Source organism: Bradyrhizobium sp. USDA 3650 (assembly GCF_054057395.1).
Window position 1 is genome coordinate 453,073 of record NZ_JBSRZG010000001.1, and the last position, 25,796, is coordinate 478,868.

The following is a 25,796-nucleotide window of genomic DNA, read 5'->3' on the forward strand; positions in this document are numbered from 1 at the left end:
ACAAGCCCGGGCATGACGGCTGAGACCGCCGGTGCCCACGCGCCGGGAGCAGGGGAGCCCTGTGCGGCCCAAGTTCCCGTTGCGCGCGTTCCCCCCGTGCGCTATCCGGCCGGAAAGGCCTGAGGCGGCTTCGAAATTTTGCCGCGCCCGGCCAGCCAAACCCGAGGACGGAAACCGCCATGCCAGCCTATCGCTCCCGCACCACCACCCACGGCCGCAACATGGCGGGCGCCCGCGGCCTCTGGCGCGCGACCGGCATGAAGGACGGCGATTTCGGCAAGCCGATCATCGCGGTGGTCAACTCCTTCACCCAGTTCGTGCCCGGCCACGTCCATCTGAAGGACCTCGGCCAGCTCGTCGCCCGCGAGATCGAGCAGGCCGGCGGCGTGGCGAAAGAGTTCAACACCATCGCGGTCGACGACGGCATCGCCATGGGCCATGACGGCATGCTCTACAGCCTGCCGTCGCGCGAGCTGATCGCCGACAGCGTCGAGTACATGGTCAATGCGCATTGCGCCGACGGCATGGTCTGCATCTCCAATTGCGACAAGATCACCCCCGGCATGCTGATGGCCGCGCTGCGGCTCAACATCCCCGCCGTGTTCGTCTCGGGCGGACCGATGGAGGCCGGCAAGGTCACGCTGCAGGGCAAGACCAAGGCGGTCGATCTGATCGATGCCATGGTCGCAGCCGCCGACTCCAAGGTCAGCGACGAGGACGTCAAGGTGATCGAGCGCTCGGCGTGCCCGACCTGCGGCTCGTGCTCGGGCATGTTCACCGCCAATTCGATGAACTGCCTCACGGAAGCCCTTGGCCTTGCGCTCCCCGGCAACGGCACGGTGGTCGCGACCCACGCCGATCGCAAGCGCCTGTTCGTCGAGGCCGGCCACACCATCGTCGATATCGTGCGCCGCCACTACGAGCAGGACGACGCTAGCGTGCTGCCGCGCAATGTAGCGAACTTCAAGGCGTTCGAGAACGCGATGACGCTGGACATCGCGATGGGCGGTTCGACCAACACCGTGCTGCATCTGCTCGCCGCCGCCCATGAAGGCGAGGTGAAGTTCACCATGCAGGACATCGATCGCCTGTCGCGCCGCGTGCCTGTCCTTTGCAAGGTCGCGCCCTCGGTTGCCGACGTGCATGTCGAGGACGTGCATCGTGCCGGCGGCATCATGGGCATCCTGGGCGAGCTCGACCGCGCCGGCCTGATCGACACTTCGGTCTCGACCGTGCACGCGCCGACCATGAGCGACGCGCTGGAGCGCTGGGACATCAAGCGCTCCAGGAGCGAGTCCGTCCGCACCTTCTTCCGCGCCTCGCCCGGCGGCATCCCGACCCAAATCGCGTTCAGCCAGGAGCGCCGCTACGACGAGCTCGATACCGACCGCGAGAAGGGCGTCGTCCGCAACCTCGAGCACGCTTTCAGCAAGGACGGCGGTCTCGCCGTGCTCTACGGCAATCTCGCGCAGGACGGCTGCATCGTGAAGACCGCCGGCGTCGACGCCTCGATCCTGAAATTCTCCGGCCCGGCCCGCGTGTTCGAGAGCCAGGACGCGGCCGTGGAAGGCATTCTGGGCGGCAAGGTCGTTGCCGGCGAGGTCGTGGTCATCATTTATGAAGGCCCGCGCGGCGGCCCCGGCATGCAGGAGATGCTGTATCCGACCAGCTATCTGAAATCGATGGGCCTCGGCAAAGCCTGCGCGCTCGTCACCGACGGACGCTTCTCGGGCGGCTCGTCGGGCCTGTCGATCGGCCATCTGTCGCCGGAAGCGGCCGAAGGCGGCAACATCGGTCTCGTGCGGACCGGCGATCGCATCGCCATCGACATCCCGAACCGCAGCATCACGCTGGAGGTCTCCGACGAGGAGCTCGCCAAGCGTCGCGCCGCCGAAGACGCGAAGGGCGATGCCGCCTGGCAGGCGATCGGTCGCAAGCGCAATGTCTCGACCGCGCTTCAGGCCTACGCCGCACTCACCACCAGCGCCGCGCGCGGCGCGGTGCGCGAAGTGAAGCGGCGCGTGAAGTAACAGCGTCTCGTGCCGGCGTGATCGCAAGCATCACGCACCGCGCATGGTCAACAAGTTCTGAACGGCCGGCGCAAGCCGGCCGTTTGCATTAAGGATGCCCCGACGAACTTCGGCAAAGCAAGATTTTGCCGCGTATACTGATGCGACCTTCGCAAATCCATTTCGGGCAATTGGGGCACCACAATAATGTCTCGCACTCTCGCTGTCGTTTTCTCCACGGCTGTCGCTGCGATTTCAATGACGAGCGCGGCTTCCGCCGGCTGCTACAATTGCTACACGCCTCCGCCGTGCACGACCTGCTACCAGCAGCAATATGTGCAGCCGCAATACCGCACCGTCGACGAGACCGTGATGGTTTCGCCCGGCGCCGTCGTGGCGCACCGCGCGCCGGCGCAGTACCGCACCGTGATGGTGCCGCAGACCGTGATGGTGGCGCCGCCGAGCGTCCAGTACGAGCGCATCCCGCCGCAATACGCCACGCGCCAGCGCGTCGAGATGGTCCAGCCGGGGTATTCGTATTACGCCCCGGTGCAGATGGGGTGTGCGTCCTGCGGCGGCTATTGAGCTAGAGCAACAACGCAGAATTCAAGCGGCGCTCCCAACGGGGCGCCGTTTTGCTTTTGAGCGCAGCAAACGAGGTCCGGAAACGGAGGTCAATCCAAACTGGGCCTCGCAACTCGCGACGGCCTGGGAGATGTCGCCGGTGTCCGGATGGCTGAGGCGTACAGGCCAAGGGAACAGGCTGACGCTCGCCTGACAGATCGTGTGCGGCGGAGGGGCTTCGGGGCCGGCGCCAACTTCGCGTTGCCTTGGGCCGTCGACTGCGTTAAGCGACAACCATTCCGGGTTTGGAAGGGTGGCCGAGTGGTTTAAGGCACCGGTCTTGAAAACCGGCGTGCCCGCAAGGGTACCGTGGGTTCGAATCCCACCCCTTCCGCCAGCGGACCCCGTTCATCCCCTTGAAAAGCCTCTCATAAAGTCGCCGAAACTCCTGTCGAAATAGGGTTTTTGCAACTTCTCGAAAGGTCGCTCCGTTTCTAGGTACTTCCCTGAATATCAGCTTTCAGTGTACCCTGCGGGAGCTTCAGGGTACATTGAGGGGTCGATTGGGCGGAAAGGGTCTGACGATGGCGGGCAAGGCGGGCAGACGGATCGGGAAGTTAGCAGCGAGGTTCGTGGAGACGGCCGCAAAGCCCGGCCTCTTTGGCGATGGAGCCGGCCTGTACCTCAAGGTCGGCGACGGCGGCACCAAGTCTTGGATTTACCGCTTCGCCCTCAACGGCAAGCCGGAGAAGATGGGGCTCGGCGCGGCGCATACGATCTCCTTGGCCGAAGCCAGGGAGCGAGCGGAAGCCGCCCGCAAGCTCGTTCTCGACGGCATCAATCCCAGAGACGCCCGGCGCGCCGCCAAGGCCGCAGCCGCAGCCACTGACGCGAAGAAGATCAGCTTCGATGAGGCGCGCGACCAGTACATCGAAGCGCACAAGACCGGCTGGAAAAGCGCGAAGCACGGCGCGCAATGGAAGGCGACGCTCTCGACCTACGCAAGCCCCATTATCGGCAAGCTACCGGTCTCCGAAGTCGACGTCGGCCTCGTGGTGCGGATCATAGAGCCGATCTGGATCAATAAGAACGAGACGGCACATCGAGTGCGCGGTCGGATCGAAGCGATCTTGGATTGGGCGAAGGTGCGCAGCTATCGCAGCGGCGAAAACCCGGCGCGCTGGAAGGGCAATCTCGATCACCTTTTGCCAAAGCGAAGCAAGGTCCGGACGGTGAAGCATCACAGTGCCTTGCCGTATCCCGAAATTCCCACCTTCATGCGCGATCTGCGCGGCCGGTACGGCGTTGCGGCTCTAGCATTGGAGCTTGCAATCTTGACTGCGACGCGGACCTCCGAGGTCCTCGGCGCGCAGTGGGCGGAGTTCGACCTCGACGCCCGCATTTGGGCAATCCCGGCCAAGCGCATGAAAGGCGGCAAGCTGCACCGCGTCCCGCTCTCTGGTCGCGCTCTCGCCATCATCGAAGACATGTCGACTGACAAGCGCGGGGATTTCGTCTTTCCGGGCGCCAAGCGCGGCAAGCCGTTGTCTGACATGGCGCTGTTGTCAGTGCTTGGCCGAATGGAGCGCGACGACCTGACCGCACACGGCTTCAGATCAACCTTCCGCACGTGGACGGCAGAGCGAACTAACTTTCCACGCGAGATTGCCGAAGTGGCGTTGGCACACGACGTCGGCGACGAAACAGAGCAGGCCTATCAGCGCGGCGATCTGCTCGACAAACGCAGGCGGCTGATGGATGCATGGGCGAAATACTGCGAGGCAAAGCCGGCGGCAAAAGCTGCTGACGTGATCGTCGCGCTGCGGCCGTGACCAAGCCGGTCACCGGAGCAAAGCGAGGGCGCCCTCCCAAGCCAGCGGAGCCAGCGACACCGCGCGGCAAACCGGGCCGTCCTTCGCGCGTGCCGCTGTGCCAGCATCCAAAGCGGTATGAGATCGCGTGGGCAGCGGCTCTAGGGTGGCTCGCCGGCAGTGATCGCGGCGGAGCATGTTATCTGTTGTGGTGCCATGGAAGAGCTGGGGCAACGCCCGACGAGAGGACCGTTGACCGGTTGCGAAAATTAGCAGCTTCGTTCAACGCGCCGGGAGACATTGCGTGGCTTGTCCCCATGGCCGAGGCTATCGTCATTAGGCTGAGCATCGGAAGTATGAGGCCCGATTTAGCGATCCGGATGATCCTTCGGCGCACAGCATTAGTCGCAGATCCCCAGGTGGCTCGTCGTGTTCTGCTCCCGGAGCTATTCGAGATCAGGCGCCGGCAGCGTCAGGCGAAAATTGCCTGTCCGAATTAAAAGCTGTTTTTTTTCCCAAAAATACCTGCTGAATGTTGTGCCACCTTGAAAACCCCAGGTGGTCGCCGATGACGAAATTGAAATTGTTCGCCGAGGCTATTCCGCCCGCGAAGCAACCCCGCCGGTATCGCAAATTGGACGGCAAACCGCCGTCTAAGCCGCGCGGGCGCCACTCGGTGTCACATCCCAACAATGACGCCGCCCAGGCGCCCGACATCGGGACCATCCCCGTCAATCGACGCTTGGGTTTTCGCGTGGCCGAATTCGCCGCACTGATCGGCGTTTCGGACGTCACCATCTGGCGCGGCATCAAGGCCGGTGAAATCGAAGTGATTGAGCAAGGTGGGATCAAGATCATCCCGCGCCGCTATGTGAAGGCGAAAGGCTACATCGCAGCCGACGATACTATCTGAGTGCGCCATGACCCGCGCGCCTCACACCATCATCCATTGCAACGACAACGATCCGCGCCGCATCGATTGCGAGCGCACGCATCGATTGCCCTTCGTCGACATCGTTGAGGCGGACCACGGCGGATTTCTCCTCGGCCTGGACGATGACGCTTGTTGGTGTCCTTCGCGCCCGTGCGCCGAAGCTGTGGCCGCCACGGCAAGACCACGAGCACCACCCTGACGCACAGACGGCCGCCCTTCGATCAGAAAGGGCGGCCGCTGGGATTGCGCTGATCGGCCGTCCTGGCGGGAGGGCGTGATCCACAGAACTGAAGGACCCCAAAGATATGAAAAACGGTATCCCTGCGCAAGAGCGCAAACACCCCACGTTACGCGACGCCATCACAGCCCATAACCAGACACCGTCCCGCGCCGCTGGGTGGAAGCGCGACTTCGTCCGCATCATCGTCACCCACCCGAACGGCTATCCCGCGAGCTACGCCGCTGTGGCTGGTCGCCTGCTCGACTACTACGGCCAGCGCGGCATCTGCCGCTTGTATCTCAATACGCTTTGCGAGGATGTGCGGGTGTCTCGGGCAACGACCAAGCGCGCACTTCGGGCTTTTGACGACCTTGGCCTCGTGAGGTGGAAGCGGACCGGCCGATATTTGGTCTTTTCGTTCCCGATGGAGGACATCGTCGCCGAAATCGCAGCCTGCAATGAGCGGAACCGCATCAACCGGATCGAGCGGCAGACGAAGCGAAGCAAGGCACGTGACACCAAACGCGCTGAGGTTGCGACGCCACCCTGCGTGCTGCCAAACGGTTGCGATGACAATGAGCCGCCTGATGGCTCAGCCGTGAGCCATCGCGATGGATCACCCGTGAGCCATCGGAACCCGGAGCAGAACGGAAATGGCGGCGTTAAAACAGGTAGTTGCGGCGAAGCGGCAGCGTCCGAAGTCTCAGAGGATGAACTCTCAGATGTGAACAAGAGGCTCGGCGATGAAGGTGATCCTGTAGGAATACCTCCATCTCCAACCAACAGTCTTGATGAGGAAGCAGGGCGTCGTTTCGGCGACGGCGATGGCGACGATGATGACGACAGCGTAGACGCTTGGCTGCTCCGCGTCTTCGGCAGCGACCCGCCTCCGCTTACTCGGGCGGCGATCATTGCGCAGGCGCGCCAGGTCGCACGACCGTACGCAGCGGAGATGCGGCAATGACCCCGCGAGCGCCATCGGCAGAAATGTTGTCGTCGGCGGCCTACAACGCACTCGGCGGAAGCGCGCGGTCCGTCCTGCGAATACTGCTCGAAGAATTTTCCGATGCCGGCGGTCAGCCGGTTGCATTGGGCACGGCTTTCTTCGAGACAGGCGGCGTGGTTGCAAACGCTCTGTCGACCGGCGCTCGCGAGCTGGTCGCGCTAGGCTTCATCTCGATCTGGACATCGGGCACCGCGAGCCGGACTTTCGCGCCGAGCGATGGATGGCGCGCAATTGCTGACCAGGCGACCGCCTTGGCCTTGCTCGCGGAAGCCCGCGCCAAGACGACGGCAAAGCGTCCAGTGCGCCGACCTCGTGCGACTTCAACGGAAGCTGCGGCTGTTGACGCCGGCAATGGTCGCCTGCCAGACGGCATTCGTCGCAGCGTGTATCCGGCAATGCCGTGGGCGCTGGGACAGGGAGGCGAGCGGTGACCGCGCCATTGACCGCCGCCAATCGCGCTGTGCGCCGTCGCGAAGCTGCATTGATTGGCAAATATCGACGCCACGCCGGCCGCGAGCTTGACACCGCATTGGTCGAAGCTGGCGCGCCGCTCGACGGACATCCGCACGCCACCGTCTTTCGCAAGGCTGTGGCCGAAGTCTATCGCGACCCAGGTGCGCTGCGATGCCTCGTTTGCGCGAGCGCATTTGCACATGAGCGACCCTTCAGAGCGTTTTTGCTTTCGTGCGCCGCCGTTGAGCCCGCGATAGCAGCGGCCTCCGCGATTTGTCTTTTTTGCTGGCGCGATGTGCCGCTTTCCGAGATCGAAGCGCAAGCCGAGCGGGTGCTGCGTCGCGTTGTGCCAGATGGGGTGTTTGATCTAATCGAGGCCGCGTCGTGAAGCCGCTTTGCAACATCGATCTCGCCGGTGGGGTGCCAGTCGCCCAAGTTGATGCCGCCCTTGTCGCGCGAGGACCGGGACGGCGGCTGACATCAACAATCCAAGCTCTCGAAGCGAGGAATAGGCTCATTTGCCAAACAGTCTTGGCATTCTGGCCCACGCTAAGTGACCGGAACGCGGCAAGCGAGTTGCACCGTGCCCTAGCGCATTATGCTGGAACAGCATGGTTGCGAGAGCGAACCTGTGATCGCTGTCCGGAGCGCCATCAAGGTCGTCTGTCCGCTCGATTATGGGCACTGCTACAAGCCCATGACCATGTGCCGGCGATGACGACAATCCGTCGGGTTCTGCATGACGCGAGAAGATAGGCCTCTATTCGTGGGCCAAGGACGCCGTCATCCTAACGAGAACGTTCCCCAACAATGGATCAAGAGAAGATGAACGATTTCATCGACAGCGGCCCCGTCGCGAGCGTGCTGCACATGCAGATCGGCGATGCCACTCATGGGGTGCCGGACATCGTCAAGGCGCGGTTCCACAGCGTTGATCAGCGCTACGATGACAGCCGCAATCTATGGGCGCCGATTTCCGGCGCTTTGCAGGAGCTGCGGCCAGATGCCTATCGAAGTCAGGTCAGGATCAAGCATTTGTTAACGCCGCGCGTAGCTGGCGGCGCTGGTCTCGAAGCAAACGACGTGCAAGTCCAAGATGCCCAACTCGGTTTGGATCGCATCAATGCCGAAATTACTAGACTTCATGCAGAAGCCGAGCGCCGCGCTGCTACTATGAGGAACCGTGGGTTACTGAAGCAGCGAACCCACGATTGGCTCCGAGACGTTCGTGCACGTGGCATGGTGATCACAGTTGTTGCATCACCTGAACCGAAGAACCTTCTTAAGAAGGGCGAAACATACGCCGGCGGTGTCGAACGACTGCGCCGCCAAGACGGCGAGCTAGCAGCTAACGAAAAGCGCGCACAAGACGCTCCGCATCCGAGTTCTGCTGTGAGTGCCCGGCTTCTCCGTCAGCTCGAAGAGAGAGCGCAACGTGCAGCCCCTGACGTTGGGCCAGCCATCGAGATCGGCGGCGAGATACGTTGGCCCCTCCGGAGAGAGAGGTTGGACTTAATCACCGCCTCCGCCGATGTACGGGGATACGCCGCAGGCGAGGTCGTGGACGTCTTGGGCGTGATGATGTGGTTGTTCCCTTCGCAGTTCGCTGAAGCTATTAAGCGCGAGGTCGCCATGGTTGCAGACGATGCGAACGCGCTGGCGACCGATGAGCGCGGCCGACGCCTTGAACGGCTCGCCGCAGAGCGTTTGGCAGTGCATCGGAATGAGGTTGCCTTGATCGAGGCTGCGACGGCTGATGGCGTCGCCATTGAACATCGAGGTGCCGACATCGACATCCGCGCCGTGCTGGGCTGTGAGGTCGAGGTTCGTTCTGACGAGGGCGAGCGGGGCCAGCCGTTCGGCATGGCAGCGGCGGCGCTGCGACATGTCGCCGAAATCTTCCAGCCTACGCCGGCCGGCGGGGCGTGAGCCGGATCAGGGTGCGCTAGCGCGGGCCGTGGATGAGGCGCCCGCCCACTCCGTTCTGCCCCATCGGCCCGCTTCAGGCGGTTCTCTGGGTCCTCCTGGGCGTGACCACGGTGGGGTACGCCGCGACGGACGCCCTTCAGGATATTTGGCATTTTGAAAATCGACATTTCCGTTTCCGAGGAGAGGAACGTTGCGAATTTCTACACGGGAGCTTGCACTAGATTTGGGCGTGGGCGAGCGTCGCATTCGTCAGTTGGTCGACGAGAACATTCTGCCGCCGCCAATTGGGGGCACTTTTGATGCGGATCGGTGTCGCCGCCGCTATCGGCTCTTTTCGAGAGGGGCGACTGCCGATTGGACGGTTGTCTATGACAATGCAGTTGCGGCCGCTCAATCATGCGAGGAATTGACCGAGCGGGCGTTCCGGCCGGGCGCTAGGCTAACGGATGTTGCCGCCGCTTGTTTAGCTGTTCAGACCCTGATGTCGGACTTGCGCTTTATCGTAGCGGTGAAGTCGGACACAGAGGCCGAGCGGCGGCTTTTCTTTGCGTCGTGGGATCGGGAAGAATGCCGCATCCTGGGGGCACTTCTCGCTCGCGCTCAGGAACTAGCCCCACAGGCCCAACACTGACCTGCGCATTGGCCGCGAGCCCCACCGGCAGCGCAGCGGGTCCCAAGTCCCAGCTCCTCCGGCTTCTCGGTCGAGTGCGCACATACCAAGGCCGCCGCGGAACCAGCCCCGGAAAATCACAAAACTCAGAAACCGTCTTTGCTGAGGAACGCGCCGCGAGGCTAACTAGCTGGCGGGCTCTCACCCAGCTCCTAAGCGGTGGCAGTTGAAAGATTGGCCTTGGACCTCACGCACCGGCTGGAACAGCAATGCACTTTGCCGAGCTTAAGGTTCCGCCCAATCATATAACAGTAAATCAACAGTCTCTGGCTCTGTTCAGAGATGAGTGTGGCAAGCGCGCTACAGCTCCTTAGGCGAGAACGCAGTATTATCTGGGATACAGGTGGGGCGCCCGCCCAATTCATCGACGTTGATTTTCTGGGGAGACATACATGAACAAGCTTTTGTTTGCAGCAGCCGGAATGCTCGCGTTGGGGCTGTCCGCTCCGGCCAGCGCGGCGGATATGGCCGCACGTCCCTACACCAAGGCTCCGCCAATGGTCGCAACGGCCTATGACTGGACCGGGTTTTACATCGGTGCCAACGGTGGCGGCGGTTGGGCTCGCGACTGCCGTAACAACGTCACCACGGTGACCTTCCTTGGCTGCTATGACCCGAGCGGTGCGGTGGCTGGCGGTCAGGTTGGCTATCGCTGGCAGTCGGCACAGTGGGTGTTCGGCCTTGAGGCCCAGGGTGATTGGTCTGACATTCACGGCACAACTCAGAATTTGGGCAACGCTGCTAACTCACTCTCGACCAAGATCGACGCCTTCGGTCTGTTCACCGGACAAATCGGATACGCTTGGAACAGCGCCTTGCTTTACGTCAAAGGTGGCGCCGCCGTTGTCGATCAGCGCTTTGACTTTATCTCGAACGCTACGGGCGCGGCAGTGGCATCGGTTAACTCCGGCACGCGCTGGGGCGGCACTGTGGGTGCAGGTATTGAGTACGGCTTTGCTCCCAACTGGTCGGTCGGCGTCGAGTACGATCATATCTTCCTCAACCGTCATGACGTGACCTTCGTCGCTACGGCAACTGGCTTGCCTCTGGCGGCGACTTACAACTCCGGTGGCGACGTTGATCTTGCGACTATTCGCGTGAATTACCGCTTCGGTGGCGCGGTCATCCCAAGGTACTAAGCAACGTCATTCAAGGACAAGGGCCGGCTCTTTGAGCCGGCCTTTTTCTTGGGAGATCGAAATGACGAAAAGGTACCGACCCGTCGTTCCTTCGAACCTCGCTAACGAGCTCAACATGGCGCTCGCTTCAGCTGAACCCGACAGCATTTGCAAAGCACTGGGGAAGGCACTTGGCGACTTCAACATCGCGGAAATGGCAAGGGAGACCGGCTTGGCGCGGCAGAGTATCTATCGTGCTTTCCGAACCCACACACAACACCCGAACCTTACAACTTTTCTCGCTGTGCTCACGGCCATGGGATTGCAGCTCGAGGTGACCCCCAAGCGCGAACGGCGCAGGGCTGGGCCCTCCTAGCGTAGTAAGGCCGTTACTGCCACGTCGTGGTGCGGAGACGTTGTCATAGCCGCCCATGCACGCTGGCGGGCCTTCTCATTCGGCGATTGGTGCGTCAGCCCTCTCGGCACCGAATGCCGAAGCTATCGCAAGTGAGGGCAAATGCCTCTTTCGCCTTTGCATCTTCAAAGCAAAAGCGCGTTCCGACCTCTGCATGATCACTCCACCAGTCAGCTTTGGCTCCCTTTGCGATGCGGGAAGCTTCACCTCGCAGCAGGTCCAATTGTCGTCCGGAAGCACCAACGATCAAACAATTTTGCTTTGGCATAATACTGTCCTCCTACGGGTAATCAGGACGATCAGCGCAACGCCGCAGCGAACTCAATCGCTGCGGCCCGCGCTAGGATAAAAATGACCGGGTAAAAACGATCTAAGTGAAATATGGAGCCAGCCCCGGTGAACCGATCATACCGGGCCGTCGGACAAGAAAATATGATTTAAATCACAAACCTCATTAGTGATTAATCTGAACCAAGCTGAGGGAGAGTGCCGCTAGGGCTAGCTGACGGGCTCTCACCCCGAGCACAAGGCCGCGTATGTCCCCGACGGCCCCGTCCCAGCGCCAATCTAGGCACACGGCGTTAAGGATGAATTGAGGACCCCATTCGCGCGCCCGGCCGCGGTGATAAACAGACCAGAGCGATAGGTGTCCGCCTCTCGCTATCTCAAAACTCCCGCCGGCTCACAAGGTCGGCGGGCTTTTCTTTGCCTAGTGGCTGAGGCTCGTACCTATTCAACCGCGTCAGGCAGTAATCCTGGTACAGAATTTCAATGAGGAAGCCGGTTTCGTCCTGGGACCCGCCGATTTACGCTGGTGGGCCTGCGAGACATCTCCCCGTTTGATTTCCGAGCGTCCCTAGCTTTCGCGATCTTCGGCGGACCGCAGGCGGTCACGGACTGCAAAGGCGCGGTCTATTATGTTTTTCACCCGAATAATGGCGCGCTCCCTCGAATCCTCTTCTCCCATACGCAGCATAGCGGGCTCGCCCACCAGAACTCGCCACCGCCAGACACCTGGGGTGCTGCTCTCTTCAATCGAGTACTCGACGCCGCGATGTTCCACTCACCCTGAACTCGACAGCCCGACGTTAGGTTCCGGTGTGGCGACCCTGCCTAAAGCTCTCGCTCCATGGCCGGATGGCTGCGGTTCTTCACCTTAATTCAGTGCTTCTGCCGGCCACCGCGATATGGCCGGTCGTCGCGTCTGGATAATAGCCTTTTCGACCTCAGGATCGTCCTCAGGGAGCTTGGGCCTGCTCGCGGACGATGTAAGTTCCCATGCAAATCCCTAACGACTCGGGGGGCCCGTGAGTACTTTGCTGCTGTTACTCGCGGGGTGGTGTGGGTGTCCTTCTCTTGCTGGCCTTCCGCCGATAGGGCCGACTGCGGACGCAAGGGTTGCCGGGAATCCTCAGCGCAGCGCCGAATTAAGCTGTTTGGCGGGTTGTTTTTGATTGTGCATGGTGTGCGCGTTCAACTCCATAGCCAGGAGACGAACGTGATCACTTGGCTGCTAGTAATCGTAATCGCGCTCAGCGTTGCAATCCTGATTGCCCACGCGATTGACGCCATACGCTCCTGAAGCTCAGCGACCGAGATACTGCGTGTCGTAAGTGGGGAAAAGTCGCTTGAAGGTCCGCCGGCGCACGGCTGGCAGTGCTCACCTAAGCGACGAGCCAAAATTAGGCCGCCGGGCACGCAATACCTTGTCCCGGCGGCTTGATATCCGTCCAGCCCCGGGACGGGATTAGCAAAAATCCCGGATACACTTGAGTATTGGCAGGGGTCTGAAGGTTCAGCGATTTGATAAAAAATCACAAAACCCGCCGATTTGATCTGGCGGGCATCGCATTGGCCTATTTTGCTTTGTCGCTGTCGCCCACCGTGTCGAGGGCGTCCACGATCACGCCCGATTTTCGCAGCGCCCGCTCGCTCTCAGCCAAAGTCCGATAGCTCCGTTCCATGCTTTCGAGTTGCTGGCGCGCGAAGGGGTCCCTCACTGTCTCCAGGGCAATCCGGTATCGCTCTGCTTGTTCTAGGTACTCTTCCGGCGTCATCATGGGCATCCCAGGAACGCGGCGTAGCGGCGCGCATTGTTGACGATGCCCCGTTATTTTTTCCACGTCCACAACGTAGCCCCTAGTGCTGACGACCACGGCGAGGAATTGGCAGACGACGAAGCGGCTTGGCGAGAGGCCACAAGCTACGTAGGCGCCGTGTTCAGGGACATTGATGGCAAATTCCGGCCGGGTCAAAGCTGGAGCCTAGAGGTCGCAGACGCAGCCGGTAAACCTCTCTACTTCATCACCATCGGGTCAAGGAAAATGACCTAAGATCGCCTCAGAATTCAAGGCTGCGAGTATCCTCTTTAAATTTAGGAACACCCTTTCGCGACTAGCGTCTTTAGCTACGTCGACAAGCTAGCGATTTGCAGATGCTCCGTCTTGGTTCCAACAATTGCCCGCCACTTAGCCCAAGTCGATTCGGGAACTGCCAGCATTGCGACGGCCGCTTGTTGCGAGTCCAGAGCTACCTAGACACACGCTCCGGCAAGACAGTCCGCATCTTCAAATGCACCGGATGCCAGAAGCTCGCGTGGGACGACTGAGGCCGGGCACAATGAGTGACGCCAGGCGGCTTCAGAGGCTCTGCGAAAGGCAGGCCGTCCTCACTTCAAACTCGAAGGTGCGCGCCGCTCTGCTGGAAATGGCCGAAGAGTACCGTCACCAAGCGGATTGTGAAGACGTGAAGGAACCGGCATCGGAGAAACTCGATCTGGATTAAGCCGTATGTACCTCGCGAATTGAGGTACGCACCATGGAACAGGAAGAGCGGATAGCCGCCATCCAAGCGCGGATAGACGAAACCAGTGAAAGAATTGCGGGAGCCATTTGCGCTGGCGGCTCACCGGTCGCAGAGCAGCGCCTGCTTATGGGCCTAGCTGCCGAACTCGCCAAGGAGCTAGCAAGATCAGGCGGCCGAGGGGTGCTCTGAGGACGCTGACGCTCATAAGCGCGCGTTGACCTGTATCTCATACGGGACGGAGCATGTGCGGTTCGGACGATAACGCGCTCAGGATCGTCATGCGTGCCAAAAAAGAAGACCAAATAGTCGTCGAAGCCAACCTCAGTCGAAAAATTATAGGCCGAGCGCGGCACGTATCTTCGCCCACTCAGCATCGGCCCGCTGCGCGCTGTTTTGGAATATCCGTGAGGAAAGCGAGATTGCTGCCGTTGCCTTTGCAACTTCGTACCGGCCCAGCGCTTCGATTGAAAAGGCGTCCATCTGACCTTTGGTTTGGAATTGACGATAGACGTCATCATAGGTTCGTTCGCATTCTCGGCGGAGCCATTCGAGCCTGAGCCAACGTGAGGCGACTTGTTCGCTGAAAACGATCTGCGCCACGACTGTGATAGTGGCGAGTTCAGTACTCCTGTTCAAGATAACGAGCACGTACAGTAAAGCATACGCCGCGATCTTGATGCGCTCGACTTTCACCATTTGCGACACGGTGTCATGACTGTAAAAACTGTTCTCGAGCACCTGCGCAGCGATACGTCGGGAAGCCGTCGTTGCGGCGTTGTTGTAGTATCCACTTGTCTGCTGAGCCGCGAGCGGCTTGCCAAACGCATGTGCGAGGAAGTCTTGATAGCGCCGCACCTGAGCACGCGGCGAAAAGTACAGACGCACTGCGAGCGACCCGGTAAACAGGGCAATGACAGACATTACAAATGCCCATTGCGCGATTGCATAGAGCTGCGGGTGCGCTTGCTGCTCGATCAGCGGAACAAGGAGCGACAGCGCAGCGGAAATATAAAATAAGGCATCCGTCGCAGCATCAGCGACCACAAGCGGTCGAAAATATCGGTCGCCAACCGGATCGATCTTTTGCGGGGTGTTAGCCATGGGCGGGGAAATGGACGGGCATGATTTTTCTCCATTGAGCGATGGCGTTGATGTAGTCACCTCGAGCAGCGTACTGCTCAGCTTCCGCCGCCAGCTTAAAGCCAGTCCGAAGCCGGTTCAGAATTTCTTGGAGCTTTTCTTGGGTATTGATGTACTTGCCGATGTCGTCACCAAAGCCGGCTGGGTCGAGATTGCGCCCTGCCACCTTGGCTTGGGCGCGGTCAAAGAAGAACCGAATGCCAGAGGGGAAGTCAGAAATCGTCACGCTGTTGAAGACCTCCAGCGCTAGCACCTCGATGTGAAAGGAGCGCAGCAAGTAGCTGTGGCTCTTGTTCCAACTTTTCAGCATCTTGATGATCGGCACAAGATTTCCACCGTGTACCTTGTTGGCGGCCGTGATTATCTCGACGTGTTTCTTGGGGTCGGTCTCAAGCCACTGATTGTTGGTGGCATTGGCGATGATGTAGCCGCCGTTCTGACGCTTGAAGCCCACCACAACATCGACGACAAAGTCGCTGAAGCGTATCGTCACCGCCTGCCCATTGCGCGAGATGTCCGGGGTGGAGGTGTAGGTCTTAAGGAGCGTGCGCCGCATATAATCGAGAAGGCCGCGCTGCCCGCCGTTCTGTCCGCTATATTGATGGTAATAGGAAGGATCGAGGGCGACGAAGATGTCCACGTCCGCCTCTTTGAGCGGGGAAATCATCGTTGAACGAATATAAGACCCGGTAAGGAAATCCTCGACGATTTTGAACCCGCTTGAAATCGTCGCGCGCACGCCCTGCTGGCGCGTCGAGACCGTCGTCGCTTGGGGGAAGCTGATTTCCAGATTGGACCGAAGCTTGGTAAAACTCTCGGGTATCGTGCGAGGCATGGCGAACCATTAAATGAACGTTCGAAAGTATAGCGGCGGAACGCTCGCAACCAAGGGCTGTCGCCACTTGTCCCCACCCGATGATCGAGCGCAGAACTAAACCGGAACCGGCGCAGTGCGCCGTCCGTCCGGCTTCATCGAACCGTGCCAGCCGTCGAAGGTGGCGCGACCACCGGCGGCCCATCGTGGGTCCACGAAATCGAGCATGATGGCTATCAGCTCATGGTTCGCCGGTTCGGCGCGCAGGTTCGTTGCTTGACGCATCCGGCGGAGCCGGAGCTTCTTGCCGAGATCGAGTATGGAGCCAAAAGTCTGCGGAGGGTGGAGGCGCGGCCTTTGGCTTTGCTGGAGGCTTGGCTCTGGCCTCCGGTGCCTTCCGGGCCTTGCCTTGCCGTCCTGTCCTGTCCTCTTTTCAACTGTGCCATTTGACACAGTTGATCGAGCGCGGCGGACGGTCTTGTGGCCGGGCCAAGGTCCTCAGCGATTGCGCGGTCGGATTTATGCGGGTTCGCTGCGACCGTCTTTTGCCGCCGCGGCTTTCGGAGCGGCCGGCGGCGCGGCCTTTGGTTTGGCAGGGTGGCTTAGCCTTAGATTTTGACCGAGCCTAATCACCTTGCCGTCGCGGCCGGTGCGTTGTTCGACCGCACTGCTTATTTCAGTTCGCTCTGAGGCGGGGTAGTCAAAAATTTCCGCATCGCTTCGTAGTCGAACGGCTTGAGAAATTCCCGACCGACCCACAGGCAGTTCCGCCAGTTTTGCTGGCGAACGCAGACGCCGGGATTGCGCTCGCCGCTGAGGTCGTCCTCGTACATGACGCGCAGCGGGATCGGGACCCAAACAATCAATCGGCAATACGTCATTGCGAAATTCAGGGCGTCGATGGCACGGCCTGCATCAATTGATGCGATGCCATTCGCGGTAATACGGCGCCGAGGTGCAGGCTACCGTGCGCGGTTCTGTCAGGTTCACCGCTTGGCCTTCCTTCCAGTCCTGCGCGACGGCCGTCGACGCGAGCGCCAGCGCGACCAGAGCAGTCAACAGTATTTTGCGCACCATCTATCTCCCAACCCATAACCGCGCGGGTGGGCCACTACACTGCGAGTGGCGTCAAGCCAGCGGCGTGACGCCCCTAATCCCAAGATGCCAGCCCTACAGCGAACGCATCGCACACAGGGGCATCTAGGTCGAGATCGTCAAATCAGGGCAGGGGCGAGGTGCGCTCATCCGTCCTTCAAGGCGTTCACGAGAGCGATGATCTGAGCTAATCCCGCGCGCGAGGGCCCGGTAAGATCATTCTGTATCCCATTGACCGCTCGCAACAAACGGGCTGTTAGAGGAACTGAGCTGCTCACCGGACCGCCCGCTCATAAGGGCGCCTGCCGCAATCGCGGTGCCGAAGCACGACAACGCCGACCGCCACTTGGAGAAAAATTGGACGGGCGGACACAGCCGAAAACCGTAGCTTTGCCCTCAAATGTACCCTGCGCGATAGCGGGTAGGACGGAGGCTTGGTAAGGCATTGTCACGACGTGCTTATCTGTGACTGATCAGTATCCCACCCCTTCCGCCACCTCATTGTCCGACGGTGTCCTAATCCGTCTTTCTGTGTCGAAGAAGCGCGCATGGGACGGACCAAAAAGCTGATCGATTGCCACGACTGCGACCACCCGGTTTCGACGAGTGCGTCGGCTTGTCCAAATTGCGGCTCGAAGGTGCCGTTCGGTCCTCCCATTCTTCACCGCAAAAAGCCCCCGATCTATAACGTCGAGGCGCGCAACGACCGCAACATGGTCGTCTTTGCCGGGACGCTGGGAGGCTTAGGCGCAGCCTATGGATTTGCGACAAGCGCGGGGCCGCTTGGTGCTGCGCTGCTGGTCACGTCGTACGGCATGCTGGGTGTCTTGGTGGGCGTCCCGCTTGCGGCGTTGTTCAACATCACGCGCCGGCTGTGGCAGTAGCGCCCCCCCCCGGAATATGGGAAGTCTACGTACCGCCTAGCGTCGCTCCCGGCGCTCTGATCCGCAGCCGGGAGCATGGGGCTGGTAAGGAACCGGTGCCATTTCCTCATCCGGGTGACAATCCGGGCCGCTTGGAATTCCGGTAGTCTTACGGAATCCTTATTCGGAACACGGTGTTCTACTGTGAGAACACCGGCGAGATTTAAGTACCAGTTTCTAATTTGCCCGGGATGGCCGCAGTGGGGGCTGGAACCACCCTGCGGCCTTTCGCTTTAGCGAAACCCATTTTTAAGTTGAGCCGTACCGTCTCTGGGGCGAAGCCGGCGGAGAATTTGTGAGCATTCAAATCATTATAGCCGCCATGTTGGAGCGCGAGCTAGCGGCGCGCGGCGTGCAATCGTTGGGACCTTCCGATTGCATGGAGATCGTCGAGAACCTGCTCCGGCGCCTGAAAGATTTGGACCGGGAGTTAGCTGCGCGAGGCGTCAACCTAGCGGTAGTCTCATGGAGAGACGGCCCCGGCTCAGAGGGGCCGGGGACTGGTTAGACCGAGGCCGCTAGGCGAGAGCCTTTTAGATCGTCTTCCGGTGTCCAATGGTCGGCGCGTATTTGTCCGCTCCAGGCTCAAGATGCTGAGGCCAGTCAATTGCCGCGCTAAACAAATCGCGCCGCTCGATTTCGCGTGCAAGAGCCTCCGCGCGCAGCCTCGCTGGCAATCCGACAAAACGCGTGCCGGCTAGCTTATCTGCTTGCACCTCTTGGCGGATGAACTCGTGCATCCGCAGAATGAACTGGTCAGATAGGCCTTCGAACTCGCTCATGCCAGCCAATCGCGTCAGCCAAAGATATAGGCAACCAAAAAGGTGGCTGGCTGCCAAGCGATGAATCCAATCGCCTCCAGCGAAACAGCTGTGGCCAGGACGGCTACAGCGCTGAAGGTGAGGGGAATGGCGATATCGAAAAAGTTGTGGGGCTCGTCTGCATCTGCAGTCTGAAACGCGGTCCTAGTGGACATTCGAATATTCCTCTGCTCGAGGTCATATCGAATTGGACGCTCTCAGCAAAACGTTCGCCGGAGTTAACCTGACCGCTAAACCTTAACAGCGAAGGCTAGTCCCTTCAGGAATGTGTCGCGGCACAAAACCCATCGACGGCCTTGATCACTGCGTCTTTCAATGCACCAGTCTGCCACGACTAACCTCAGCAAGCGCAGGGATCAAAGCCCGCTGACTGCAAGCTCGAAATACTGTGAACACGACGCAGCCGCCAAAGCCAAGGCGCAACCTCGTTCGGCTTGTGGTGGTCTGCTTCCGAACGGTGATCTGTCAGTTGCGGTAGAATTTGAGCGAGAGCGTCGATTGGAGTGAAGCCTCGTCTCTGCATGTTACGATCAAGTGCGGCGAGGTCGTGCACCGCACGGTAGAAGGAGAGCGAGGTCCGTTCGAAAAAGCGTCGAAGATCAATACAGTTGACAAGACACCCCTTCCGCCGGTCTATCCGACCGGGTTCTATACGTCGGGTTTACCCGGACAGGTAATCAGTGCATCAGACCTCCAATCCAGCCGCGCTCGACAAGCTGAAACTCCGCATTCAGGCGTTGCGCGCCAAGACGATCGCCAATGGCTGCACCGAGGACGAGGCGCTGTCTGCCGCCGCCAAGGTTGCCGAGCTGCTGGATCGCCACGATTTGTCGCTCTCGGACGTGGAACTGCGCGCGTCGTCGTGCGAGCGGAGGGTCTACGAGACTTTTCGCAAGAAGCGCATTCCGCTGGACGACTGCATCGGCGCGATCGCTCGTTTCTGCGATTGTCGGGTCTGGCGCGAGAAGAGCCCGGCCGGCGAAAACCGCTATGTGTTCTTCGGTCTCGGCGCGGATATCGAGGTCGCGCATTATCTGGCTGAGTTGATCGACGGCGCCGTGCGCACTGAGCTTGGCCGCTTCAAGACCTCGGTCGACTACAGCAGGTTCCGGCACCAGGAGCGGCACCTGGCCAATGCCTCCTTCGCGCTCGGCATGGTCGCCTCAATCGCGGATAGGCTGCTGGCGATCAAGGCCAGTCGCGATCAGGTCAACGAAAGCTCCGGTCGCGGGCTCGTGGTTCTCAAGACGTCGGTGGTCGATGCGGAGTTCGACAAGCTCGGCCTGAAGATGCGGACCCAGCGCAGCGCCAGCCGGATGGTGTCGATGACGGCCTATGAAGCCGGCGGCGCGGCCGGCGCGTCGCTGACCATCAATCCGGGGCTTGGCAAGGCGCAGTCGGGGACCACTTCCAAACGACGCTGAACGCGTCGGGCGAGGCCGTGCAGCGTCACCGTCATCGCAGTTCAGTCGATGGACTTCTCGAGCTTCTGGGCTGCCCGGAAGTCGTCCATATGCTGCAGGTTCGGCCGGTACGCAGCCTCCTTGGTCAGCAGGTGGTAGATCCGGGCCACGATGGTTTGCAGATGTTTCATGCGTCCGCGCGGCATCGCCCGGGCCTTGCAAAGGGCCCGGACCGCATGCGCTCGGAAATAATCAAAAGCGTCTGACATGGCGGACTCAACGTCCCGCGCAATGATTAGTTCTTGGATTGGTTCTTGTTCGCGTGCCCAAAAACGCCTCCAGGAACGCTGTCGAATGGGAGCACTTAGCCCGTCACGAAGCTATGGGATGGGCGAGGCATGTTCTTCTTTTTCTCGAACCGGCTGGGATGTCTCGGCTCGCTGCTGGTCTCCGGGTTGATCACTCTCGCGCTGCTGTTCATGTTTGGGATCGTTCGGTTCTAAACGCCCGCGCGCGTTCAGGAACCTGGCCCTCGCTGACCAGTTGTTCGCACTCTGGTCCAGCCACGGAGGGCGCCCTTGGAAAGCACGATCATCGGAGAATTCGACACGCGGCGCGGCGCCGAGCTTGCGGTTGAGCATGTCGTGCAGGAATGCGGCGTGCCGCGAACCGACGTTTTTGTCCAGCCCGTCGGGGATGCGAACACGACGGGGACACGCCCGGCCGGTCCTGACGCCAAGGCCGCGCCTGAGCCGGAGGGGCACCAGAAGCTGGAAGGCCGGATCGAGGTCTCCGTGGATTTTCACGGCGATGCGCCCGAGAAGATCGCAGACGCCTTGAAAGGCGCTGGTGCAAGGGCGGTCCGAACCAAGTAGCGGCGAGGGAGGCTGTGGCGCCGGAATCCGCACACGCTGAACAGTGAACCCTGGTTCTGAGTTGGGGAACCCGTTGCGCGTTCAGTGCGTTTCAACGCGAACGCAAATGGCGAGGTCTCCCTGCTTCAGAGCTCATCGACCCTGATCCCCGGCGACACTGTCTGGCGGCGGTGCGAGGCGCTGCGTGTGGCGGTTCTGAACGATGCTGCCGCTTATTTCGCGGCGCTGCGCGAGGCACTGCTGCAGGCGCAGGATCTCGTCTATATCGTCGGGTGGGATATCCATAGTGAGACCAGGCTGGTCGGAGAATTCGGGCGAGCGGATGACGGCTTGCCGGAACAGCTCGGCCCATTGCTGCGCGCGCTGGTCCAGCGCCGCCCCACCTTGCGGATCAACATTCTCGTCTGGGACTTCGTCTCGTTCTACGCTTCCGAGAGGGAATGGAATTCCGCGGCCAAATTTACCGGCGATACGGATGGCCGCGTCCGGTTTCACCTGGATTCCACGCTTCCGTTTGGGTCGGCCCAACACCAGAAGATCGTCTGCGTCGACGGTTCACTGGCGTTCGTCGGCGGGCTCGATCTGACGATCAGGCGCTGGGACACCAGTGATCATCGCGCCGATCACGCATCGCGCTGTGATCCCCAGGGCAAGCCATACCTGCCGTTTCATGATGTTCAATGCATGGTCGACGGGGATGCGGCGGCGTGGCTGTTCGACCTCGTGGAGCAACGCTGGCGCGCGGCGGGCCAACAGATTGACGATCGGCGCCCGCTGAAAAGCTTGCGCTGGCCGGCGAATGTGCCGGTCGAGGCTGAGCATATGCCGGTGGGCATCGCCAGGACCGAGGTGGTCTGTCCGGCGGGTTCGACCATCAGGGAGGTCGAACGCTCGTTGATCGCAGCGATCCGGTCCGCGACGAGCTTCGTATACATCGAGAACCAGTTCACCAGTGCCACCAAGATCGCGCGCGAATTGACGGAGCAGATGCTGCGCGTGCCGTCGCTTCGGGTTCTGATCGTCACGCCGAAACTGCATTCCTCGTGGCTGGAATCCCAAGCCATGCAGAACGGCCGGGGCGCCTTCATCGACTGCTTCAGTTCGGCCGGAATCGCCGATCGCATCCGCTTCGTCTACCCGGTGTCGCGGAAGGGAGATACGGAAGCGGCCGTGATGGTGCACAGCAAGCTCATGATCGTCGACGATCGGATCTTGAGGATCGGTTCGGCCAATCTGAACAATCGATCGATGGGCGCCGACAGCGAATGCGACCTGATCTTTGAAGCCGCATCAGACGAGCATCGGAATTTCATCGCGTCGCTCCGCCGTCGCCTGATCGGCCATTTCTGCGGTCTCGACGAACAGGCCGTCGCGCAAAACGACGATCGTCTTCTTGCGCTCCTGGACGACGTCTCAAGAGAATGTGCGACGAAGGCGCTGCGGGACGTGGAATCCTCGGTGCTGACCAGCACTCTGGCCACGATGGTTCAGCCGGTGGCGGACCCTGAGCGGCCTCTGCATCTGGAGCGGGCGGCATCGCGCATGTGGAGCACGAAGACGATCATCGGGATGGTCTCGATCGCCGTGGCGCTTCTTGGACTGGCGATGGCCTGGTCGTACACGTCGTTGAGCGATTTCGCCGACACGGACCGGATGTCGACGCTTCTGTCTGCCTATTCGCAATCCGTCTGGGGGCCGCCGTTCGCGATTGCAGCTTTCGTCATCGGCGGGTTGGTGGTTTTTCCGGTTCTCGTGCTCATTGCGGCAACTGCTGCCGCACTCGGACCATGGCTGGGTTTCGTCACCGCTATCACGGGCGTCTTGCTCAGCGCCTTTGTCCTGTTTGCGATCGGACGGGCACTCGGGCGCGAACGCCTGCAGCGTTTGCTGGGGCGACGTACCGCGCGGATCCAGGAACGTGTCGTCGGCAAGGGTATTCTGGCTGTCGTCGTCATCCGGATGATTCCGATCGCACCGTTCTCGGTGGTGAATGTCGTGGCTGGCGCGAGCACGCTGCCGCTGCGTGACTTCCTGATCGGAACGCTGCTCGGCATGACGCCCGGCATTCTCGCCATGGCAGTTTTGGGGGCTCAGATCGCCGATCTCGCCAGGAATGCGTCCTGGCTCAACATATTGCTGCTCGCACTGGCGTTCCTGGGCTGGCTCGCGATCTGCGCAGGCGCGCAATTCGTCGCGACGTGGCTCGCCGGGAGGCGCTGATGGCGCCGATGCGCTTCATGACGTGGAATGTGCATGGCACCTTCAATCTCAATCCGAAGTTCGATCTCGAGGGAATCTGTTCCATCATTCGCAAATGGGCTCCCGATGTCGTCGCGCTTCAGGAGGTGGATTCGCGATCGCGATCGGACGATCCGTTTGCGAAGCTGGCGAGTGTCGTCGGCGATCACCGGGTTCACGCCAAGTCGATCGTCACGGCGGATGGCGACTACGGCCAGACGCTCCTGAGCCGCTTCCCATTCTCGGGCCCGCCTGAGATCGTCGACGTGTCGTATCGTGAGCGCGAGCCGCGCAGGGCGATCGCCGCGGGACTGCTGACGCCGGTTGGCGATGTCCGCGTGGTCGCCACGCATCTCGGCTTGAGCATCCACGAGCGCCATGCGCAGGCTCAGGCGCTGGTGAGCCTGGTGAAACCTGGAAGGACCGTCGTCCTCGGGGATTTCAACGACTGGTTCTGGATCAAATCGGTGCGGCGCGTGCTCGCGCAGGTCTGCCCGAACCGGACGCGGCTGCGAACTTTCCCGTCGCATCTGCCCCTGCTGCGGCTCGACCGGATTTATGCAACCTCCGACAGCCGGATCGGGAAGGTCTGGACCGACGAAGGGGCGAGGGCCTATTCAGACCACTTGCCTGTTATTGCCGACATCGAGATCCCGGCCGGGTCAAACGCACCGTCAGCGCGATAAAAAAGTGCTTTACGTAGAAGGACTTGGCTACTGTGCATGGGGTTGTTTTCGCACATTATGCGGTCGGCCCGCAGTGCCGCTCAGCGTGACCATGAGGAACTCTTTCCTCACCCCCGCGTTATTTTGCCATGACGGAAGACATTTCCTACCGGCGCAAGCCTTTGACTCCCGAACAGCGGCAGGCGCGCGATGCGACACGCCGTATCGAAGCCGAAAAAGCCATGCGCGATCACGAAGCGGCGCAGAAGGCGTTCTATGCCAACAAGGAGCGGCTGAGGGCCGAACGGTTGGCACGTGAGCAGACGGACGCGAAGGGCTGACCGCACGCGGTCGCCCCGTCAAAGATGTCCTTGTCCTTGTCCTTGCCCGCGAGCGCTGGCCTCAGTGCCGGTGAGGGACGCGCGTCACGCTCAACGCTTGCTTCAGCGCCTGGACGGCACTTGCGAAAGGTCTGCGAGGCGATTGTGCCTCGATCGCTTCGGCTGCGACGCGACAATCGTCAGCGACCTTGAGCAACCCGCCTCGCGCGAGGTCCATGGTGGAGAGGGCTGCCTGCTCCAGGCAGACCCGTTCAAGCCGTCGAAACTCCCGCAGTTCTTTGTTCATGCGTCAGCTCTGGATGTCCCCCGGACCATGCGGCGCTGAGTCTGCTTAACGAACAGTAAACATCTCTGCCTAGCGGGGTTGGCTGGCGTGGAGCTGATCGGTGCCCTGCGCGCGCCCGGTGGGCGCAGCCCAGCGGGCTTGACGGCGTTTGGCTTCCGCCGGAAGCTTCATGACCCTGACGTGAACCACGGAGACGTTCGCTTCCAGCCAGTCCGATCCCGATCAGCGAAACGACAATGGAGCTGACCATGACCACGTTCGACAAGCGCGAGCAGGGCTTTGAGGCCAAATTCGTCCACGACGAGGAGCTCATGTTCAAGGCGACGGCCCGGTCCAACAAGCTGCTCGGGCTCTGGGCCGCAACCCAGCTCGGCCTCAGCGGCGATGCCGCGGCAAGCTACGCGACGGCGTTGGTGACGGACCATCTGGAGAAGCAGACGATGGACGAGATCCTCGACAAGGTGTCAGGCGATCTCGCCGCCAAAGGCGTCGCGCGGGACCAGGTGGCAGCCAAGCTTCAGGAATGCTTGCACCAGGCGTTGCAGCAACTCGAAGCGGACAAGTGAAAGCAAGCCGGCCGTCGACGGCTGGGATCGGGAGGCGGGTGGTGTCTTGCGGAGTATCTGGCGGAGTATATTGGAGCAGCTTCGGCACATGGCCCGGCGCGATCGCGCTCGCTGTTGCGATCCTGGTCGGTTGCAGCGGCGCTGAGGTATCGGCCACGCCGCTGACGCCATTTCGCTACGAGGCGCAGGCGCAGCGTCATTGCCCGCACGACCGGGTCGTCTGGCTCGATTTCAGCAAAGGCGTCTACTACGGCAAAGGCCAGAAGCGGTACGCCCAGGGTTTTGACGGCAGCTTCGTCTGCCTGAGCGAAGCCCGTGACAGCCTCTATCGGCGTTCGCTGCTTGGACTGCGCTAAGCGTATTTTTCGGGAAGTGCCGGGTGCTCAGGCGAAGGCCAATGCCATGAGGCTGGAGCACAGCAGGACCAAACCACCGGCGGTCAATGCCAGGAAGCCGCCGGATACGAGGTCATGGGATACGAGGTCATGGTTGCGCATGGGACACCTGCCGCTCTCGTCTTCGATGCTCGATCGGATCGCTTAAAAATGTCCGAACGCGCCGTCTTGAAAGGGTGATGCTTGCCGTCCGCGCGAGTGCCTCAGGCCCTCGTGCGGTAACCTTCAAACGCATGGGCCAGGAAGATCCCCGCGCTTACCAAACCCATCAGTGCCGAAACCGTCTCGATCATCGTCTCA

General features: G+C 61.0%; 29 protein-coding genes and 1 tRNA gene. 20 read left to right on the plus strand and 10 right to left on the minus strand.

Going from position 1 to position 25,796, the window contains the following annotated elements; translation table 11 throughout:
- Positions 1–179 precede the first annotated feature (179 nt).
- The 11 genes from ilvD (at position 180) to ACVIN2_RS02245 (ending at position 11,090) form a co-directional block, all read left to right on the plus strand.
- The gene (gene ilvD / locus ACVIN2_RS02195; protein WP_456764322.1) at positions 180–2,030 is read left to right on the plus strand and encodes a dihydroxy-acid dehydratase; all 1,851 of its coding nucleotides are present in this window, start codon (positions 180–182) and stop codon (positions 2,028–2,030) included.
- 237 nt (positions 2,031–2,267) lie between these two features.
- A complete protein-coding gene (locus tag ACVIN2_RS02200) occupies positions 2,268–2,594 on the plus strand; it encodes a hypothetical protein (RefSeq protein WP_035969507.1) in 327 nt (108 codons plus the stop codon).
- 286 nt (positions 2,595–2,880) lie between these two features.
- Positions 2,881–2,970, plus strand: a tRNA-Ser gene (locus tag ACVIN2_RS02205).
- Positions 2,971–3,157: 187 nt separating this feature from the next.
- Positions 3,158–4,405, plus strand: a complete 1,248-nt coding sequence (locus tag ACVIN2_RS02210) for a tyrosine-type recombinase/integrase (RefSeq protein WP_456764323.1) — start codon at positions 3,158–3,160, stop codon at positions 4,403–4,405.
- Positions 4,406–4,952: 547 nt separating this feature from the next.
- On the plus strand, positions 4,953–5,297 hold the full coding sequence (locus ACVIN2_RS02215; protein WP_456764324.1) for a hypothetical protein: 345 nt from the start codon (positions 4,953–4,955) through the stop codon (positions 5,295–5,297).
- A 326-nt stretch (positions 5,298–5,623) separates the two neighbouring features.
- The gene (locus ACVIN2_RS02220; RefSeq protein ID WP_456764325.1) at positions 5,624–6,502 is read left to right on the plus strand and encodes a hypothetical protein; all 879 of its coding nucleotides are present in this window, start codon (positions 5,624–5,626) and stop codon (positions 6,500–6,502) included.
- On the plus strand, positions 6,499–6,975 hold the full coding sequence (locus ACVIN2_RS02225; protein WP_456764326.1) for a hypothetical protein: 477 nt from the start codon (positions 6,499–6,501) through the stop codon (positions 6,973–6,975). The genes ACVIN2_RS02220 and ACVIN2_RS02225 overlap by 4 nt, the downstream gene beginning before the upstream one ends.
- On the plus strand, positions 6,972–7,385 hold the full coding sequence (locus ACVIN2_RS02230) for a hypothetical protein (protein ID WP_456764327.1): 414 nt from the start codon (positions 6,972–6,974) through the stop codon (positions 7,383–7,385). The genes ACVIN2_RS02225 and ACVIN2_RS02230 overlap by 4 nt, the downstream gene beginning before the upstream one ends.
- Positions 7,386–7,822: 437 nt before the next feature.
- On the plus strand, positions 7,823–8,926 hold the full coding sequence (locus tag ACVIN2_RS02235) for a hypothetical protein (protein ID WP_456764328.1): 1,104 nt from the start codon (positions 7,823–7,825) through the stop codon (positions 8,924–8,926).
- A gap of 1,062 nt (positions 8,927–9,988) precedes the next feature.
- Positions 9,989–10,735 carry an outer membrane protein gene (locus ACVIN2_RS02240; RefSeq protein ID WP_456764329.1) on the plus strand — a complete coding sequence of 249 codons (747 nt, stop codon included), beginning with the start codon at positions 9,989–9,991 and terminating at the stop codon, positions 10,733–10,735.
- A 61-nt stretch (positions 10,736–10,796) separates the two neighbouring features.
- Positions 10,797–11,090 (plus strand): helix-turn-helix domain-containing transcriptional regulator, encoded by a 294-nt coding sequence (locus ACVIN2_RS02245; protein WP_456764330.1) that lies wholly within the window; start codon positions 10,797–10,799, stop codon positions 11,088–11,090.
- A gap of 1,895 nt (positions 11,091–12,985) precedes the next feature.
- Here the strand turns inward: ACVIN2_RS02245 and ACVIN2_RS02250 are convergent.
- Complete coding sequence (locus ACVIN2_RS02250) at positions 12,986–13,189, minus strand: hypothetical protein (protein ID WP_456764331.1); 204 nt, start codon at positions 13,187–13,189, stop codon at positions 12,986–12,988.
- 42 nt (positions 13,190–13,231) lie between these two features.
- On the opposite strand from ACVIN2_RS02250, the gene ACVIN2_RS02255 reads away from it, so the two are divergent.
- Positions 13,232–13,462 (plus strand): DUF6894 family protein, encoded by a 231-nt coding sequence (locus ACVIN2_RS02255; protein WP_456769629.1) that lies wholly within the window; start codon positions 13,232–13,234, stop codon positions 13,460–13,462.
- Between the two features lie 805 nt (positions 13,463–14,267).
- Here ACVIN2_RS02255 and ACVIN2_RS02260 read toward each other — a convergent pair.
- The 5 genes from ACVIN2_RS02260 to ACVIN2_RS02280 all read right to left on the minus strand — a co-directional run bounded on the left by ACVIN2_RS02260 (position 14,268) and on the right by ACVIN2_RS02280 (position 16,965).
- On the minus strand, positions 14,268–15,035 hold the full coding sequence (locus ACVIN2_RS02260) for a hypothetical protein (RefSeq protein WP_456764332.1): 768 nt from the start codon (positions 15,033–15,035) through the stop codon (positions 14,268–14,270).
- Positions 15,028–15,909 (minus strand): SMODS domain-containing nucleotidyltransferase, encoded by an 882-nt coding sequence (locus ACVIN2_RS02265; RefSeq protein WP_456764333.1) that lies wholly within the window; start codon positions 15,907–15,909, stop codon positions 15,028–15,030. The genes ACVIN2_RS02260 and ACVIN2_RS02265 overlap by 8 nt, the downstream gene beginning before the upstream one ends.
- A 96-nt stretch (positions 15,910–16,005) precedes the next feature.
- Positions 16,006–16,173, minus strand: coding sequence for a hypothetical protein (locus ACVIN2_RS02270; RefSeq protein WP_456764334.1), 168 nt, complete (start codon positions 16,171–16,173; stop codon positions 16,006–16,008).
- 386 nt (positions 16,174–16,559) lie between these two features.
- The gene (locus tag ACVIN2_RS02275) at positions 16,560–16,721 is read right to left on the minus strand and encodes a hypothetical protein (protein ID WP_456764335.1); all 162 of its coding nucleotides are present in this window, start codon (positions 16,719–16,721) and stop codon (positions 16,560–16,562) included.
- A gap of 82 nt (positions 16,722–16,803) precedes the next feature.
- The gene (locus ACVIN2_RS02280; protein WP_456764336.1) at positions 16,804–16,965 is read right to left on the minus strand and encodes a hypothetical protein; all 162 of its coding nucleotides are present in this window, start codon (positions 16,963–16,965) and stop codon (positions 16,804–16,806) included.
- Between the two features lie 566 nt (positions 16,966–17,531).
- On the opposite strand from ACVIN2_RS02280, the gene ACVIN2_RS02285 reads away from it, so the two are divergent.
- On the plus strand, positions 17,532–17,867 hold the full coding sequence (locus tag ACVIN2_RS02285) for a hypothetical protein (RefSeq protein ID WP_456764337.1): 336 nt from the start codon (positions 17,532–17,534) through the stop codon (positions 17,865–17,867).
- A 572-nt stretch (positions 17,868–18,439) separates the two neighbouring features.
- Here the strand turns inward: ACVIN2_RS02285 and ACVIN2_RS02290 are convergent.
- Both ACVIN2_RS02290 and ACVIN2_RS02295 read right to left on the minus strand, forming a co-directional pair.
- Entirely contained in the window at positions 18,440–18,688 is a 249-nt protein-coding gene (locus ACVIN2_RS02290) for a hypothetical protein (RefSeq protein WP_456764338.1), read from the minus strand.
- A gap of 14 nt (positions 18,689–18,702) precedes the next feature.
- Positions 18,703–18,882 (minus strand): hypothetical protein, encoded by a 180-nt coding sequence (locus tag ACVIN2_RS02295; protein ID WP_456764339.1) that lies wholly within the window; start codon positions 18,880–18,882, stop codon positions 18,703–18,705.
- 525 nt (positions 18,883–19,407) lie between these two features.
- On the opposite strand from ACVIN2_RS02295, the gene ACVIN2_RS02300 reads away from it, so the two are divergent.
- Positions 19,408–20,151: a DUF7168 domain-containing protein gene (locus ACVIN2_RS02300; RefSeq protein ID WP_456764340.1), complete on the plus strand. Its 744-nt coding sequence runs from the start codon at positions 19,408–19,410 to the stop codon at positions 20,149–20,151.
- Positions 20,152–20,192: 41 nt separating this feature from the next.
- Here the strand turns inward: ACVIN2_RS02300 and ACVIN2_RS02305 are convergent, their stop codons facing one another.
- On the minus strand, positions 20,193–20,399 hold the full coding sequence (locus ACVIN2_RS02305) for a hypothetical protein (RefSeq protein WP_456764341.1): 207 nt from the start codon (positions 20,397–20,399) through the stop codon (positions 20,193–20,195).
- A gap of 309 nt (positions 20,400–20,708) precedes the next feature.
- On the opposite strand from ACVIN2_RS02305, the gene ACVIN2_RS02310 reads away from it, so the two are divergent.
- From ACVIN2_RS02310 to ACVIN2_RS02325, 4 genes are all read left to right on the plus strand, one after another.
- Complete coding sequence (locus ACVIN2_RS02310; protein ID WP_456764342.1) at positions 20,709–21,005, plus strand: hypothetical protein; 297 nt, start codon at positions 20,709–20,711, stop codon at positions 21,003–21,005.
- A 186-nt stretch (positions 21,006–21,191) separates the two neighbouring features.
- The gene (locus tag ACVIN2_RS02315; RefSeq protein ID WP_456764343.1) at positions 21,192–23,225 is read left to right on the plus strand and encodes a VTT domain-containing protein; all 2,034 of its coding nucleotides are present in this window, start codon (positions 21,192–21,194) and stop codon (positions 23,223–23,225) included.
- Entirely contained in the window at positions 23,225–23,929 is a 705-nt protein-coding gene (locus ACVIN2_RS02320) for an endonuclease/exonuclease/phosphatase family protein (RefSeq protein WP_456764344.1), read from the plus strand. Before ACVIN2_RS02315 ends, ACVIN2_RS02320 begins: the two co-directional genes overlap by 1 nt.
- A gap of 128 nt (positions 23,930–24,057) precedes the next feature.
- Positions 24,058–24,249, plus strand: a complete 192-nt coding sequence (locus ACVIN2_RS02325; RefSeq protein ID WP_456764345.1) for a hypothetical protein — start codon at positions 24,058–24,060, stop codon at positions 24,247–24,249.
- A gap of 61 nt (positions 24,250–24,310) precedes the next feature.
- On the opposite strand, the gene ACVIN2_RS02330 is transcribed toward ACVIN2_RS02325, so the two are convergent.
- The gene (locus ACVIN2_RS02330; protein WP_027566955.1) at positions 24,311–24,535 is read right to left on the minus strand and encodes a hypothetical protein; all 225 of its coding nucleotides are present in this window, start codon (positions 24,533–24,535) and stop codon (positions 24,311–24,313) included.
- A 248-nt stretch (positions 24,536–24,783) separates the two neighbouring features.
- Between ACVIN2_RS02330 and ACVIN2_RS02335 the strand changes: the two genes are divergently transcribed.
- Together ACVIN2_RS02335 and ACVIN2_RS02340 are read left to right on the plus strand one after the other, a co-directional pair.
- A complete protein-coding gene (locus tag ACVIN2_RS02335) occupies positions 24,784–25,101 on the plus strand; it encodes a DUF1476 domain-containing protein (RefSeq protein ID WP_456764346.1) in 318 nt (105 codons plus the stop codon).
- A 41-nt stretch (positions 25,102–25,142) separates the two neighbouring features.
- A complete protein-coding gene (locus ACVIN2_RS02340) occupies positions 25,143–25,457 on the plus strand; it encodes a hypothetical protein (protein WP_456764347.1) in 315 nt (104 codons plus the stop codon).
- Positions 25,458–25,796 lie beyond the last annotated feature (339 nt).

What these genes read in the sequence shown, in the direction of transcription:
- ilvD (WP_456764322.1), top strand. Translation starts at nt 180, where the DNA reads ATGCCAGCCTATCGCTCCCGCACCACCACCCACGGCCGCAACATGGCG.
- ACVIN2_RS02200 (WP_035969507.1), top strand. Translation starts at nt 2,268, where the DNA reads ATGACGAGCGCGGCTTCCGCCGGCTGCTACAATTGCTACACGCCTCCG.
- ACVIN2_RS02210 (WP_456764323.1), top strand. Translation starts at nt 3,158, where the DNA reads ATGGCGGGCAAGGCGGGCAGACGGATCGGGAAGTTAGCAGCGAGGTTC.
- ACVIN2_RS02215 (WP_456764324.1), top strand. Translation starts at nt 4,953, where the DNA reads ATGACGAAATTGAAATTGTTCGCCGAGGCTATTCCGCCCGCGAAGCAA.
- ACVIN2_RS02220 (WP_456764325.1), top strand. Translation starts at nt 5,624, where the DNA reads ATGAAAAACGGTATCCCTGCGCAAGAGCGCAAACACCCCACGTTACGC.
- ACVIN2_RS02225 (WP_456764326.1), top strand. Translation starts at nt 6,499, where the DNA reads ATGACCCCGCGAGCGCCATCGGCAGAAATGTTGTCGTCGGCGGCCTAC.
- ACVIN2_RS02235 (WP_456764328.1), top strand. Translation starts at nt 7,823, where the DNA reads ATGAACGATTTCATCGACAGCGGCCCCGTCGCGAGCGTGCTGCACATG.
- ACVIN2_RS02240 (WP_456764329.1), top strand. Translation starts at nt 9,989, where the DNA reads ATGAACAAGCTTTTGTTTGCAGCAGCCGGAATGCTCGCGTTGGGGCTG.
- ACVIN2_RS02245 (WP_456764330.1), top strand. Translation starts at nt 10,797, where the DNA reads ATGACGAAAAGGTACCGACCCGTCGTTCCTTCGAACCTCGCTAACGAG.
- ACVIN2_RS02250 (WP_456764331.1), bottom strand. Translation starts at nt 13,189, where the DNA reads ATGATGACGCCGGAAGAGTACCTAGAACAAGCAGAGCGATACCGGATT.
- ACVIN2_RS02255 (WP_456769629.1), top strand. Translation starts at nt 13,232, where the DNA reads ATGCCCCGTTATTTTTTCCACGTCCACAACGTAGCCCCTAGTGCTGAC.
- ACVIN2_RS02260 (WP_456764332.1), bottom strand. Translation starts at nt 15,035, where the DNA reads ATGGCTAACACCCCGCAAAAGATCGATCCGGTTGGCGACCGATATTTT.
- ACVIN2_RS02265 (WP_456764333.1), bottom strand. Translation starts at nt 15,909, where the DNA reads ATGCCTCGCACGATACCCGAGAGTTTTACCAAGCTTCGGTCCAATCTG.
- ACVIN2_RS02270 (WP_456764334.1), bottom strand. Translation starts at nt 16,173, where the DNA reads ATGCGTCAAGCAACGAACCTGCGCGCCGAACCGGCGAACCATGAGCTG.
- ACVIN2_RS02275 (WP_456764335.1), bottom strand. Translation starts at nt 16,721, where the DNA reads ATGTACGAGGACGACCTCAGCGGCGAGCGCAATCCCGGCGTCTGCGTT.
- ACVIN2_RS02280 (WP_456764336.1), bottom strand. Translation starts at nt 16,965, where the DNA reads ATGGTGCGCAAAATACTGTTGACTGCTCTGGTCGCGCTGGCGCTCGCG.
- ACVIN2_RS02285 (WP_456764337.1), top strand. Translation starts at nt 17,532, where the DNA reads ATGGGACGGACCAAAAAGCTGATCGATTGCCACGACTGCGACCACCCG.
- ACVIN2_RS02290 (WP_456764338.1), bottom strand. Translation starts at nt 18,688, where the DNA reads ATGAGCGAGTTCGAAGGCCTATCTGACCAGTTCATTCTGCGGATGCAC.
- ACVIN2_RS02295 (WP_456764339.1), bottom strand. Translation starts at nt 18,882, where the DNA reads ATGTCCACTAGGACCGCGTTTCAGACTGCAGATGCAGACGAGCCCCAC.
- ACVIN2_RS02305 (WP_456764341.1), bottom strand. Translation starts at nt 20,399, where the DNA reads ATGTCAGACGCTTTTGATTATTTCCGAGCGCATGCGGTCCGGGCCCTT.
- ACVIN2_RS02320 (WP_456764344.1), top strand. Translation starts at nt 23,225, where the DNA reads ATGGCGCCGATGCGCTTCATGACGTGGAATGTGCATGGCACCTTCAAT.
- ACVIN2_RS02325 (WP_456764345.1), top strand. Translation starts at nt 24,058, where the DNA reads ATGACGGAAGACATTTCCTACCGGCGCAAGCCTTTGACTCCCGAACAG.
- ACVIN2_RS02330 (WP_027566955.1), bottom strand. Translation starts at nt 24,535, where the DNA reads ATGAACAAAGAACTGCGGGAGTTTCGACGGCTTGAACGGGTCTGCCTG.
- ACVIN2_RS02335 (WP_456764346.1), top strand. Translation starts at nt 24,784, where the DNA reads ATGACCACGTTCGACAAGCGCGAGCAGGGCTTTGAGGCCAAATTCGTC.